The organism is Ruegeria sp. YTSC325, assembly GCF_059609525.1.
This window is the reverse complement of sequence record NZ_JBXWLY010000028.1, coordinates 1-12,142: the sequence shown is the minus strand read 5'-3', so window position 1 is coordinate 12,142 and position 12,142 is coordinate 1. Positions and strand designations below refer to the sequence as shown.

The 12,142-nt window shown below is 61.2% G+C and carries 12 protein-coding genes and 2 pseudogenes; 1 reads left to right on the top strand and 13 read right to left on the bottom strand.

Annotated features, from left to right (window positions below; all coding sequences use genetic code 11):
• A pseudogene (locus AC2FF7_RS21970) lies at positions 1-351 on the top strand (hypothetical protein); the annotation flags it as partial.
• A gap of 71 nt (positions 352-422) precedes the next feature.
• Here the strand turns inward: AC2FF7_RS21970 and AC2FF7_RS21965 are convergent.
• From AC2FF7_RS21965 to AC2FF7_RS21905, 13 genes and pseudogenes are all read right to left on the bottom strand, one after another.
• Positions 423-718 (bottom strand): annotated as a pseudogene (locus AC2FF7_RS21965) (DDE-type integrase/transposase/recombinase); the annotation flags it as partial.
• Between the two features lie 33 nt (positions 719-751).
• Positions 752-2,230 (bottom strand): class I adenylate-forming enzyme family protein, encoded by a 1,479-nt coding sequence (locus AC2FF7_RS21960; protein WP_496906342.1) that lies wholly within the window; start codon positions 2,228-2,230, stop codon positions 752-754.
• Positions 2,231-2,265: 35 nt separating this feature from the next.
• Positions 2,266-2,820 carry a CoA transferase gene (locus tag AC2FF7_RS21955; RefSeq protein WP_480870168.1) on the bottom strand — a complete coding sequence of 185 codons (555 nt, stop codon included), beginning with the start codon at positions 2,818-2,820 and terminating at the stop codon, positions 2,266-2,268.
• On the bottom strand, positions 2,795-3,040 hold the full coding sequence (locus AC2FF7_RS21950) for a CoA transferase (RefSeq protein ID WP_480870171.1): 246 nt from the start codon (positions 3,038-3,040) through the stop codon (positions 2,795-2,797). The genes AC2FF7_RS21955 and AC2FF7_RS21950 overlap by 26 nt, the downstream gene beginning before the upstream one ends.
• Complete coding sequence (locus AC2FF7_RS21945) at positions 3,009-3,257, bottom strand: CoA transferase (protein ID WP_480870174.1); 249 nt, start codon at positions 3,255-3,257, stop codon at positions 3,009-3,011. The genes AC2FF7_RS21950 and AC2FF7_RS21945 overlap by 32 nt, the downstream gene beginning before the upstream one ends.
• Positions 3,254-3,955 carry an SDR family NAD(P)-dependent oxidoreductase gene (locus AC2FF7_RS21940; RefSeq protein ID WP_496906341.1) on the bottom strand — a complete coding sequence of 234 codons (702 nt, stop codon included), beginning with the start codon at positions 3,953-3,955 and terminating at the stop codon, positions 3,254-3,256. The genes AC2FF7_RS21945 and AC2FF7_RS21940 overlap by 4 nt, the downstream gene beginning before the upstream one ends.
• A gap of 117 nt (positions 3,956-4,072) precedes the next feature.
• A complete protein-coding gene (locus tag AC2FF7_RS21935) occupies positions 4,073-5,077 on the bottom strand; it encodes an NAD(P)H-dependent flavin oxidoreductase (protein WP_234899483.1) in 1,005 nt (334 codons plus the stop codon).
• A gap of 2 nt (positions 5,078-5,079) precedes the next feature.
• Positions 5,080-5,868, bottom strand: a complete 789-nt coding sequence (locus tag AC2FF7_RS21930) for an oxepin-CoA hydrolase, alternative type (RefSeq protein WP_170754374.1) — start codon at positions 5,866-5,868, stop codon at positions 5,080-5,082.
• Positions 5,865-6,290 (bottom strand): PaaI family thioesterase, encoded by a 426-nt coding sequence (locus tag AC2FF7_RS21925; protein WP_480870185.1) that lies wholly within the window; start codon positions 6,288-6,290, stop codon positions 5,865-5,867. Before AC2FF7_RS21925 ends, AC2FF7_RS21930 begins: the two co-directional genes overlap by 4 nt.
• Entirely contained in the window at positions 6,272-7,414 is a 1,143-nt protein-coding gene (locus tag AC2FF7_RS21920) for an acyl-CoA dehydrogenase family protein (protein WP_496906340.1), read from the bottom strand. Before AC2FF7_RS21920 ends, AC2FF7_RS21925 begins: the two co-directional genes overlap by 19 nt.
• A gap of 13 nt (positions 7,415-7,427) precedes the next feature.
• Positions 7,428-8,624 carry an acyl-CoA dehydrogenase family protein gene (locus AC2FF7_RS21915; protein WP_496906339.1) on the bottom strand — a complete coding sequence of 399 codons (1,197 nt, stop codon included), beginning with the start codon at positions 8,622-8,624 and terminating at the stop codon, positions 7,428-7,430.
• 13 nt (positions 8,625-8,637) lie between these two features.
• Positions 8,638-9,816, bottom strand: coding sequence for an acetyl-CoA C-acyltransferase (locus tag AC2FF7_RS21910; protein ID WP_496906338.1), 1,179 nt, complete (start codon positions 9,814-9,816; stop codon positions 8,638-8,640).
• Positions 9,817-9,819: 3 nt separating this feature from the next.
• On the bottom strand, positions 9,820-11,820 hold the full coding sequence (locus AC2FF7_RS21905) for an FAD-dependent oxidoreductase (protein WP_496906337.1): 2,001 nt from the start codon (positions 11,818-11,820) through the stop codon (positions 9,820-9,822).
• Between the last annotated feature and the right edge of the window lie 322 nt (positions 11,821-12,142).

Sequence of the window (12,142 nt, the reverse complement as noted above, 5' to 3'; positions counted from 1 at the left end):
GGAATGCCGCCACTCGAGCTGCTTGAAGTCCGGGCATCAGCATTCCTTGGTGGGTCGGAAGTTAACGTGACAACACCCCACAACGTGATGGAGCGTGCCGCCATCGTATCGCAGGATGCAAAAATGGTGATCGAACTTGCCGGCCAGACCTTCGAAACCGCGTCGAACCCCACTGTACGTACCGAAGCGCAGATGCAGGACCTGATCCGCGAAAATTTAGTTTCTGCACTACGCGAAACTCGTGGTCAGGTTTCCGGAGCAAACGGAGCAGCCGCACTTTTGGGAATGAAGCCAACTACTCTGACTTCGCGCTTAAAAACCATGAGTATTACAGACAACGAATGGGAGTAACTAACTAGGGTCAGGACGGCGTTGCCAGCTTTTTTGCGCGTGATTGAGAGGGGTGGGGCCGGTTCCTGCCAGACGTTCATTTCGGCAATATAACCTCCCAGAGGCCGAAAGCTTCGGTTCTGGCGTGACGGAATGAGACGATGGAGAGTTGATAGCGGCGAGGTCGAAAAACGGTGTTGAACTGGTCGTGGGTGGCAAGAAACCTTGGCGCCTGTTTTGGCGACTTGAAGCGCCCCCTGAGCTTTTCACACTTTCGAGTGGGTCTGTGTGATCCTTCGATCCGGTTGTCCAACCCTTTGTGTGCTCGGTGAGCCGCGCCCGGTGCAAGATCGCGGATCGGCTTGAAATAACTTCGCAACTTGTCCCCAGTCTGAGCTACCGGTACGCCCGGGAAGCAGGATCAGTCCAGCGCATAGGCCGGGTCGGTCAGCAGTTTGTTCTTCTGAATCTTGCCGGTTGCGGCCTGCGGCAAAGCCGCGACAATCCCAATCCGCGAGGGCACCTTGTAGGCCGCCATACGGTCGCGCACCCAGGCGCGCAGTTCCTGTTCGGTCACAGGCGCGCGGGCGACGACAAAGGCCAGAACCTCTTCGTTGCGGTCCACTTTGCGCCCCACCACCGCGCTGAGCGTGACGGCGGGATGGGCGGTCAGCACCGCCTCGACCTCGGGTGGGTAGACGTTGAACCCCGAACGGATGATCAGCTCTTTTGACCGTCCCGCGATATGCAACGCCCCATCGGCATCCTGCCGCGCCAGATCGCCCGACCGCAGGAACCCATCCGCCGTCATCGCCTGTTCGGTGGCTTTGGGATTGCGGAAATAACCCTTCATCACGTTTGGGCCGCGCAGCTGCAATTCGCCGACTCCCTGATCGTCGGGTGCATGAATGCGGACCTCGACCCCCGGAACAGGCAGACCGATGGAACTGTCGTTGCGCACATAATCCAGTCGGGTCGCGGCAACGCCGGGCGAGGCTTCGGTCAGCCCATAGCCATTGTGCAGCGGCTGGCCGAACAGGGCCTCGACCTCATGCTTGAGGCTCAGGTCCAGCGGCGCACCTCCGGCATAGATAAAGCGCAGCCTGTTGGGGGTAATCCGGGCCGGATCATGCCCCAGCTCAGCCATCAGGGCGGCGAAAATCTGTGGCACAGCGGGCAGGATGGTCACACCCGACCGGATCGCATCCAACACCGGCGCGACTTCAAACCGCGGCATTGCAATCAGGCCAGAGCCCTTGGCCAGTGCCGCCAGAAAGACCGAGGTCAGACCAAAGATATGGGTTCCGGGCACCACCGCCAGCGTCACGTCCTGCGGCGTGATCCGCCGCATATCGCCCGAGACCTGAGACATGAAACACAGGTTGCCATGGGTCAGCATCACGCCCTTGGGTTCACCCACCGTGCCGCTGGTATAAATCAGAACCGCCGTCTGATCCGAACCCGCCTGAACCGTCTCGATCTGCACGTCGCGCAGAGGCGACAACATGAACGCGCCGCAATCCAGCGTGGCCACCTGAGTGGCCCCCATTCGCCGGGCATGGCCCGCCGAGGCCGGAGAGGCTTCGGGTGTGAACACCGTGCACCGTGCCTCGGACAGGTCGATCAGGCGATCAACCTCGGCCGCGGTCAGCCGCGCGTTGACCAGAACTGTCCAGGCGTCCAGCCGGCTCAGCGCCATAACGGCGACCAGAAAGGTCACGCTGTTTTCGGCCAGCACGAGGACCCGATCGCCGCCCCGCACCCCATGCCGGGTCAAACCCGCAGCGGCGTCCTTGATCATCGCCTGCAACGCGCCATAGGTAAACACAGTGCCGTCATGATCGACAATCGCAACCGCGTCCGGTGCGCCGTTCAACAGGATGTCATGAATGCGCTTCACGAGGCTTTCCTTTTTGCCGCAATGTTCCGTGCAGGTTATTCAGCCTTTGCACGTTCCGCCATGCTAAAACCCAACTCTTGCAGGACCGCTTCGGTATGTTCGCCCAGGGCCGGAGCCTGCGTGATCGGACGCGGCACATGGTTGGAGAACTTTGCCGCACCACACGCCTGACGGACGGGGCCAAGACCTTGCTGATCGACCACTTCGACCACCTCATTGTGCAACACCTGAGGATCGTCGAACAGCTGATGTCGGCGCAACACGGGCGCGCAGGGCACATCATGCCATTCGAGCGAGGCAAGCAGTTCGGCCGTCGCACAGGTCGAAACGACCTCTTCGATCAGTTCCAGCCGTTCCTGACGGTTGATTTCGCGCTGGCTGGGGGTGGCAAATCGTGGGTCTTTGATCAGGTCAGGGCGGTCCATCGCCTTGCACAGACCCACCCATTCCTTGCCCGAGATTGCCCCGACCGTGACAAAGCCGTCCGAGGTGGGAAAGATCATGTCATGGGGCGTGTTGGAAGCATCCTCTTCCTTGCCGACAACGGCCACGGGCGCCATGCCGTCAACCAGTTGAAATTCGTGTCGCATCCAGCATCGAGACTTCCACATGCTGCCCCTGCCCCGTCACCGACCGGCTGTAAAGCGCGGCCGAAACAGCCTGAGCGGCATAGACGGCGGTGATCTTGTCCACCACGACTGAACGGATCATCTTGGGCCGACCGGTCAAAGGATCAGATTGCATATCGGCCAGCCCCGACAGGGCCTGCACCACCGGATCATAGACCCGCTTTTTGTAGTCCCAGCGCAACCGACCGCTTACCCCGATTGCACGATACAAAGGCCGGGGTGAACCCCGCCACCTTGCCCCGGGCGCGCATGATGTCGCCTGTGGGGGGTTCCCCCTTGATCACATCCGCCCCCTGATCGCCAAGGATACCGGTTGAACACGGCCCCGAGATCACAGCGGTCACGTCGACAATCTTGATACCGGCAAAGGGGCCGGTCTTCTGCATCTCATCGGTCATGTGTGGTTCGCTTTCATAGCTGCCTGAAAGGCGGGTCTGCCTGTCAGTCTTTGGAAATAGTCGTCGAATTCGGCCGGACGCTTGACCCCCATGCGATCGGCAAACCGCAGGCAGGTGACAAGCAAGATATCGGCCAGAGTGAATGTCTCACCCAGCAGATAAGGCGCGCCGGTCATGACCTGTCGCGCGGCTTTCTGCGCCATCCGCAGGAAATATGCGCGCGCCACATCGACTGCGACCGGGGCCTGACCGTAGATCTCGTGCCGATCCTGATGGCGGCGGATCGTCCCCTTGCCGCGCGGCACCATGCGAGAGGCGGCCTCGCGCATGGTCAGGAAACCGCCGAAACAGGCCAGTTCCCAAATTTTGCGGAACATGGTGGATTTGGTTTCCAGAAACGGAAAGGGCGAGTTCGATCCGGCATTGTAAAGTGCCACCTCGATCGGGCCCATCTCGGCCTCGACCTTGTCGAAAAAGCCCACAACCTGATCTTCGTCTCGCGCATCCAGCGAAAAGGCGTGCAACTCATGCCCTTCGGCGGCCAGCTCGGCCACCAGCGCGGCGGATTTCTCTGCATCCCGTCGCGCGATGACCACGCGATACCCGGCCCGGGCAAACCGGCGCGCAAACGCCGCCCCGATCCCGTCCCCCGCCCCGATTGCCAAGGCGACCGGCTTTTGATTTTCCGCTGAAGGCATCGCCTTCCTCCCTCCGTCAGTCCTGTCTTGAACTTGACTATAGTTAAATTCAAAATCAGGTAGTAACGCCCAAATTCATATTCTTACTATTCACATGTGAATGCTGGATGCGCGTGCTCAGGCAACCGCACCCAGATGCGACAACGCGCCAAGGGCTTCGGCCTCAAGCCGGTCAACGATGGCTGCAAAAGGCTCGACCCGGTCGACAAATCCCAACGCATGGCCCGCCGACAAAATCCCACGCGACACGTCCCCCGTTTCATAGGCCTTCCGACCGATCTTGCCCGCGACATGTTCCATCAGGCCGCCGATACCGATGTCGGGATTGTCACGCTCCAGCTGCGACACGATGGCGGTGGTTTCGTTACGCAGACTGCGCACGGTGTTGCGCACCGATTGCATGGTCAGGGCCGTATCCAGTTCGGACGCGTCGATCAGCGCCTGCTTGTAACCGGGATGGGCCTGCAACTCTTCGGCCACCAGAAAACGCGTGCCCATGACCACACCCGAGGCGCCCATCGCCAGCGCCGCAGTCACCTGTTTGCCGTGGCCGAACCCACCGCCCACCAGCCACGGGATCGTCAGGCGTTCGCCCGCCAGACCGGCATTGACCATGCTGCCGACCATATCCAGGCCCGGATGCCCGCCGCATTCCGCCCCCACGATCGAGACCATGTCGACGCCCACCTGTTCCGCCTTAACCGCATAGCGCAGCGACGGCACCTTGTGCAGGGTGACAATCCCCGCATCCTTGAGGATCGGCATGAATGCCTCGGGGCTGCGCCCGGATGTTTCGACAAACCGCACGCCTTCGTCGGCGATCAGGCGAAAGATGTCTTCGGTCTTTTCACCTGGCACCAGCTTCGGGATCATCGAAACGTTGACCCCAAACGGCGCGCCTTCGCACATGTCGCGGCATCGGCGGATCTCCGAGCGCAGATCGCCGGTCTCGGGGAACGAGGCGGCTGTGATGAACGAGAGGATCCCCGCCTTGCCCGCCGCAGAGACATAGTCGGCATTGGCCAGCCATTGCAGGCCACCGGCGACCACGGGCAGTCTGGTGCCGTAGGTGCGGGTCACTGGGGTATCAAACATTTTTGGTCGGGTGGCAGTCTGGGCCAATTTCAATCTCCTTCGCGGAAAATCGGGGCTTTTTTGTTCAGAAACGCGGTGATGCCGGTCAGGGCCTCATCCCCGCCAAGAGCCTGCGCCATGGCGTCCCGCTCGCGTGTCAGGTGGCTTTCGAAATCCGAGGACTCGGCGGCATTCAGCAACTGCTTGATCTCGGCCAGTGCCTGCGGGGGAAACTGATACAAGCGATCGGCCAGCGCGCAGGCGCGCGCCAGCGCTTCGCCCGCGGGGGTGGTTTCGGTGATCACGCCCAGATCCAGCAGTCGGCTGGCCCCGAGCGGCTCGGCCATCATCGCCATACGCGCCAGCGTGGCACGGGGCAGAGCCCGGCTGAGCGCATAGGTGACGGCCCCGTCGGGCACCAGCCCGGCGCGAACATAAGCCAGTGTGAACTTCGCCTGCTCGGCCGCCACGATCATGTCGCAGGCCATTGCAATGGAAACACCCGCCCCCGCTGCGCCGCCTTCAACCGCGGCGACAACGGGCTTTGGACTGGTGCGCAGGCTGCGAATAACATCGCCTAGCTTGTCGATCTTGTCCTGCCGTTGTTCATAGGTCAGGGCGCGACGTTCCTGCAGCGCGTTCAGGTCACCCCCGGCGCAAAAGAAATCACCCTCACCGGCCAGAACGATTGCCGCGACGCCATCATCAGCGGCGGCCTCCTGCACCCCGGAAATCACCCCGTCATAATAGGCAGGCGTCAGCGCGTTGCGCATAGCGGCGTTGCAGTTCCAGATGATCAGCGCATGGCCCCGCCGCTCGGTTTTGACATTATCAGTCATTTGCCTCCTCCGGCCCGCTGGTCGGGCAATAGTTTGAACACACCGGTCGAAGTCGCAATCAGCGCGTCCGCCTCGTCGCGCAATTCGCAATCGACGAACTTGGTCTTACGGCCGCCACCCGTCACCCGCCCCACAGCGCGCAACCGCCCCGAGGCCACTGCGGACACGTAGTTGATCGTCAGCGTCATGGTCAGAGCAGGCATCACCGAGTCTGGGTTTTCCGACAGGCTGGCCGTTAACCCTCCAACCGTGTCCAGCATCGTTGCCGTTATGCCCCCATGAATGGACCCGCGTGGGTTCCGGTGCAGATCACCCATCTCCAACACGCAAAAGGCCTGTTGGGTTTCGCGGCTAAACCCCACTGAATACCCCAGCGTTTGCGCCAGTTTCAGCGGCCAGCGTTTCAATTCGGTATCCGCCATGATTGTTCCGCTCCGAACGCGGTGAACCGCATCAGGTGATGGTCCACGTCGCCGAACTGATGGTCGATCATGGTCAGCCGACGCGCATAGTGTGACAGAGCATATTCGTCCGTCATCCCGATCCCGCCATGCATCTGAATGCACTCTTCCGCGACCAGGGCTGCCACCCGTCCCACCAGGTTCTTGGAGGCGCTGACATGGCGTTCCCGCTCGGGGCGGGGCCCGTCCAGATGACCGGCAGCCAGAATGACGCCCGAGCGGACCTGCTCGATCTCGATCAGCATATCGGCCATTCGGCGCTGGAGGGCCTGAAACTTGCCAATCGGAACACCGAATTGCTTGCGCTCTTTCAGATAGGCAACCGTCAGATCGCGGGCAGCCTCCATTGCACCAAGCGCCTCGGCGCTCAGCGCGGTCAGGGCGCGGGCCACCGCAGCCTCGATAACCTCAATACCTGCACCTGCCTGCCCCAGGCGCGCGGCGGAGTCCAGACGCACCTGCTGCAGCGTCACGGTCGCGCCCAAGGTGCCGTCCAGATTAGGGTGATCGACCACTGTCAGACGCTCAGCGTCAATCGGGACCAGAAACAGGGATATCCCGGCCTCGTCCCGGACATCGCCGCTTTCGCGGGCGCTGACGATCAGATGTCCGGCCTGCGCGCCAAACAGCACATTGGTCTTGGTCCCGGTCAGCACCCGTTCGTCGCCCTGCGCCTGCGCGGTGGTCGCGACATGGTTCAGGTCATAGCGCGCGTCCGTCTCACCATGGGCCAGAGCGATGATCTGCTCGCCCGTGATGATCTCTGCCACCAGTTCGTCACGGCCCATCCCCGCCAATATGCTGCCCGACAGAAGGGCGGACAGCAGCGGCTCGATCACACCTGCGCGGCCCAGTTCCTCGAACACCACGGACAGGTCAAACCCGTGGCCCCCAAAACCGCCCTGCTCTTCAGTGAACAAGGCCCCCAGAACGCCCAGTTCGGCCAGTGCGCTGAAAACCGTTTCATCATAGGCCCGCTCCAAGGCGATCACCGCGCGACGATGGTCGTGCGTATAGCTGTCCCCCAGAAACCGCTGCAGCGTGTCGCGCAGCATGACCCGTTCTTCGGTATGATTGAAATCCATCTGACGGGCTCCGTTACAGTTCCAGGATCGACTTGGTGATGATCGTGCGCTGCACCTCGTTCGAGCCACCAAAGATCGACAATTTGCGCATGTTCAGATAGTTCGGCCCCGCCCCGGCGGCGTGTTCCGGGCCAAGTTCTTCGGCGTTGTGGCCGCCGTTCAGGAAATCGCTCTGAAATGGCTGCGCGTCAGGTCCGATGGCGCGGCGCAGCAACGAGGTCAGCTCTTGCCGGATCACCGTCCCCTTGATCTTGAGCATCGAGCTTTCGGCCCCCGGTGCCTTGCCGCTGGCCGCCTCTGACACCATCCGCAGATTGGTCATGGCCATCGCCATCAGGTCGATTTCAACCTGCGCCATACGCGCCGCGAACAACGGCGTCTCGGCCAGCGGCCGCCCGCCTGACTGCACCTGACCGGCCACTTTTTTCAACGTCGCCAGCGCGGCATTCGAAAACCCGACGCCTGCGATATTGGTGCGTTCATGGGTCAGCAGGTATTTGGCATAGGTCCAGCCCTTGTTTTCCTCGCCCACAAGGTTCTCGACGGGCACGCGGACATCGTCGAAGAACACCTCATTCACCTCGGCCTCGCCGTCGATCAGAACAATCGGACGGACAGTGACGCCCGGCGTGTTCATGTCGATCAGCAGAAAGGAAATCCCTTCTTGCTTTATGGCATCGGGGTCGGTGCGCACCAGACAGAAAATCCAGTTGGCGTGCTGGCCCAGCGTGGTCCAGGTCTTTTGTCCGTTGACCACATAGTGATCGTCCTCCCGCACAGCCCGTGTCTTGACCGCCGCCAGATCCGACCCCGCTCCCGGTTCGGAATAGCCCTGGCACCACCAATCCTGACCATCCAGAATACGCGGCAAGAAACGCTGACGCTGCGCCTCGGACCCAAAGGCCAGCAGCACCGGGGCCAGCATACTCAGACCAAAAGGCAGGTTGCGCGGCGCATGGGCCAGACAACATTCCTCTTCAAAGATATGCCGCTGCACGGCGTTCCATTCACATCCGCCATAGGCACGTGGCCAGTTTGGCGCCAGCCACCCCCGCGCGTTCAACAAGCTGTGCCACAGTTCAATGTCAGCTTTGCTAAGGCGTTTGCCCAGACGTACCTTTTCGGACAGGTCTTTGGGCAGGGTATCTTTCAGCCAGGCGCGGATTTCGGCGCGAAAAGCCTCGTCTTTGGTGCTGTAAGTCAGATCCATTGCAGCGCCTTTGTTAGAAGATCTCGAACAGGCCCGCGGCACCCATGCCGCCGCCGATGCACATGGTCACAATGCCCAGCTTTGCGCCACGGCGCTTGCCCTCGATCAGCAGGTGGCCCGTCATGCGCGCCCCGGTCATGCCAAAGGGGTGCCCGATCGAGATCGAACCACCATTGACGTTGCAGATCGCCGGATCAATCTCCAACCGGTCCCGGCAATACAGTGCCTGGCTGGCGAAGGCTTCGTTCAACTCCCAAAGGTCGATATCCGAGACCTTGAGCCCATGACGCTCCAGCAGGCGCGGTACCGCAAAGACCGGGCCGATCCCCATCTCGTCTGGCTCACATCCCGCAACCACAAACCCCTTGAACGCGCCCAGAGGCTCCACCCCTTCGCGGGCTGCAACATCGCTGTCCATCAGGACCAGTGCCGCCGCCCCATCCGACAGCTGGCTTGCATTGCCTGCGGTGACAAACTGCCCGTCGCCGCGCACCGGGGCCAAGCTGGACAGGCCCTCAAGCGTGGTGTTGGGGCGGTTGCAGTCATCCATCGCAAAAGTCACATCTTTGCGGGTCACCTTGCCGGTTTCCTTGTCCTTGAACGCCTGCGTGACGGTGATCGGAACGATCTCGTCATCCAGCTTGCCGGCGGCCTGCGCCGCAGCCGTGCGTTGCTGACTTTCCAGCGCCAGTTCGTCCTGCGCCTCGCGGCTGATACCATAGCGTTTGGCGACCACATCCGCCGTTTCGATCATCGCCATGTAGACGTCGGGCTTATGCGCCTCCAGCCACGCCTCGCGCGATTGCGGCGGGCGGGTCGGAGGCATCTGGCTGATGCTTTCAACACCGGCACCAATCGCGGCCGGGGCCCCCTCCATCACGATGGCATGAGCGGCCATGGCGACCGTTTGCAGGCCCGAGGAACAGAACCTGTTCACGGTGCTGGCCGAGGTCGTCACTGGCAACCCTGAGCGCAGCACGGACTGGCGCCCGATATTGGCCCCGGTCCAGCCTTCGGGATAGCCACAGCCCATGAATACGTCTTCGACCATGGCCCCGTCGATACCGGCGCGTTTGACCGCATGTTCGATGACATGGCCGCCCATGGTCGCGCCGTGCGTTTCGTTGAACGCCCCGCGATAAGACTTGGCAAGCCCAGTGCGGGCGGTGGATACGATGACAGCGTGTTTCATCGGCTACTCTCCTTGGGTGTTCAGGCTAGCGAAGGAACGATCCTCTTGCGCCAGACGTTCTAGTAATGGGGCCGCCTGCCAGAAATGCGGGTCGTCATCGGCAAAGCGGTTAATATCAGACAGGATTTTGGAAATACCAACGGTGTCGGCATACTGCATTGGCCCACCGCGCCAGCGTGGAAAGCCGTAGCCGTTTAGCAAGGTCACATCCACGTCCAGCGGCCGCAGCGCGATGCCTTCTTCGACAATCCGCGCGGCCTCATTCACCATCGCTGCCATATAGCGGTCCACGATCTCTGACGCGTCGATCGCACGTGGAGCAATGCCCTTTTCCGCGCGCTCTTCGGCGATGATCTCTTCAACCTCGGGGTCGGGGCGGCCATTGGGCGCTGCATCGTCATAGATGTAAAACCCCCGGCTCGTCTTGCGACCAAAGCAGCCCATCTCGCACAGGCGGTCGGCGAATTCGGGATAGACCTCTCCGGGGTTGCGCGTGGGGGCCAGACGTTTGCGGTTGGCCCAGCCGATATCCAGCCCGGCCAAATCGCCCACGGCAAAAGGCCCCATCGCCAGACCAAACCCGGTCAGCGCCGCGTCGACGTCAAACGGGCTGGCCCCGGCCAGAACCGTCGCGTTGTTCGCCTTTTGATACTGCGACAGAATGCGGTTGCCGATGAACCCGTCGCAGACCCCCGCGCGCACCGCGATCTTGCCCAGCTTTTTGGCCAGCGCAAAGCCCGTCGCCGTCACATCCGGGGCCGTGGCATCACCCACCACAACTTCGAGCAGTCGCATCACATGGGCGGGTGAGAAGAAATGCAACCCGATCACATCAGCAGGCCGGCCTGTCATCTGCGCAATCGCGTTCAGATCCAGATATGAGGTGTTCGATGCCAAAATCGCGCCCGGACGGCAGACCTGATCCAGCGTGCCAAAAATCTCTTTCTTGACCTCCATGCTTTCAAACACGGCTTCGATCACCAGATCAGCCTGCGCCAGATCCGTATAGTCGGTCGAGGTGCGGAAGCTGCCGGACAGGATCGAGTCACAGGCCTGCTGGCTGAGCTTGCCACGCTTCACGGCTCCCATCAGCAGCTTTGAAACGGTCGAGGTTGCCCGATCAACGAACTCGGCGTCGCGTTCGATCAGTGTCACGTCAAGGCCGGACAAAAGAGAGCATACAGTGATGCCCGCCCCCATCGTGCCGCCACCAACAACCCCGACAGTGGCAATGTCCCTGGGGCTGACCCCTTTGATTTCCGGAAGCTTGCCCACCTGCCGTTCGGAAAAGAATGCATGGGTCAAGGCCGCGCGCTGATCGCTTTGCACAAGATCCAAAAACAGCGCCCGTTCTTTCGCCAGACCTTCATCGAAGGGCAACAGCATGGCGGCCTCAAGCGCCTCAAGGCATTTTAATGGCGCAACCGCTCCGCGCGCCGATTTTCGCACCTTGCCGCACAGAGCCGCAAACCGGTTCTCATTCATCTGATCGCAGTCATTTACGCTGGTGGGTCGGGGACATTTCCCGTCGCGGATCAAAGCCTGCGCAAAAGCCAGCGCCTCATCCATCGGCACCAAACGCGGCAGGCGTTGCGTGCCGCCTGCGCCGGGTAAAACCCCCAAACTAACTTCGGGCAAACCCAACCGGGCCGAGTCAGCCGCCACGCGGTAATGCGTGCCCATCGCCACTTCGAGGCCGCCACCCAGCGCTGTGCCGTGAATCGCCGACACAACAGGGATCGGACAGGATTCGATCTGATTGATCAGATCTGGCAAAACCGGCTCTAGCATCGGGCCGCCGAATTCCCGGATGTCGGCGCCGGCAAAGAAACTGCGGCCCTCGCAGATCAGAACAATCGCCCGTGCCTTACCCTCTGACATCACTTGTAAAAAGGCGTCCTGCAGCCCGGACCGAACCGCATGCGACAAAGGATTCATGGGCGGATTGTCGGATTGAATGACGGCAACCTCGCCGTTGTATTCCAGGCTGATGGGGCGTGTCATACTGTCACGATTCCTTGCTATGCTCGTTTCGCTTGCGCGATCATTTGGGAGGAATTGGTCGCCTGCCACAACCCGGCCTGTGTAGCGTCGGGTGTCCGCTGCATCCGCAACACCATTGGTGGTCCTCCTCTTTCCACCTATGGTTGCTCAACCCGCTGACGGATCATCTACACCATGATGCATATTCTTTTTTGACGGGAAATTGCCGCTTAAGTATAGCATTCATTCAAAAATGAATAGTGTATTGGGTGTTGTCACGTTAACCGTCGTTCGGTTGCTCATGCTTGGATTTGGACATAGGTGACATCGATGAATTCATCGT

Excerpts from the sequence above, each read along its gene's own strand:
- AC2FF7_RS21920 (WP_496906340.1), bottom strand. The coding sequence starts at position 7,414 with ATGGATTTCAATCATACCGAAGAACGGGTCATGCTGCGCGACACGCTG.
- AC2FF7_RS21925 (WP_480870185.1), bottom strand. The coding sequence starts at position 6,290 with ATGGCGGATACCGAATTGAAACGCTGGCCGCTGAAACTGGCGCAAACG.
- AC2FF7_RS21915 (WP_496906339.1), bottom strand. The coding sequence starts at position 8,624 with ATGGATCTGACTTACAGCACCAAAGACGAGGCTTTTCGCGCCGAAATC.
- AC2FF7_RS21955 (WP_480870168.1), bottom strand. The coding sequence starts at position 2,820 with ATGCGACACGAATTTCAACTGGTTGACGGCATGGCGCCCGTGGCCGTT.
- AC2FF7_RS21910 (WP_496906338.1), bottom strand. The coding sequence starts at position 9,816 with ATGAAACACGCTGTCATCGTATCCACCGCCCGCACTGGGCTTGCCAAG.
- AC2FF7_RS21930 (WP_170754374.1), bottom strand. The coding sequence starts at position 5,868 with ATGACTGATAATGTCAAAACCGAGCGGCGGGGCCATGCGCTGATCATC.
- AC2FF7_RS21940 (WP_496906341.1), bottom strand. The coding sequence starts at position 3,955 with ATGCCTTCAGCGGAAAATCAAAAGCCGGTCGCCTTGGCAATCGGGGCG.
- AC2FF7_RS21945 (WP_480870174.1), bottom strand. The coding sequence starts at position 3,257 with ATGACCGATGAGATGCAGAAGACCGGCCCCTTTGCCGGTATCAAGATT.
- AC2FF7_RS21905 (WP_496906337.1), bottom strand. The coding sequence starts at position 11,820 with ATGACACGCCCCATCAGCCTGGAATACAACGGCGAGGTTGCCGTCATT.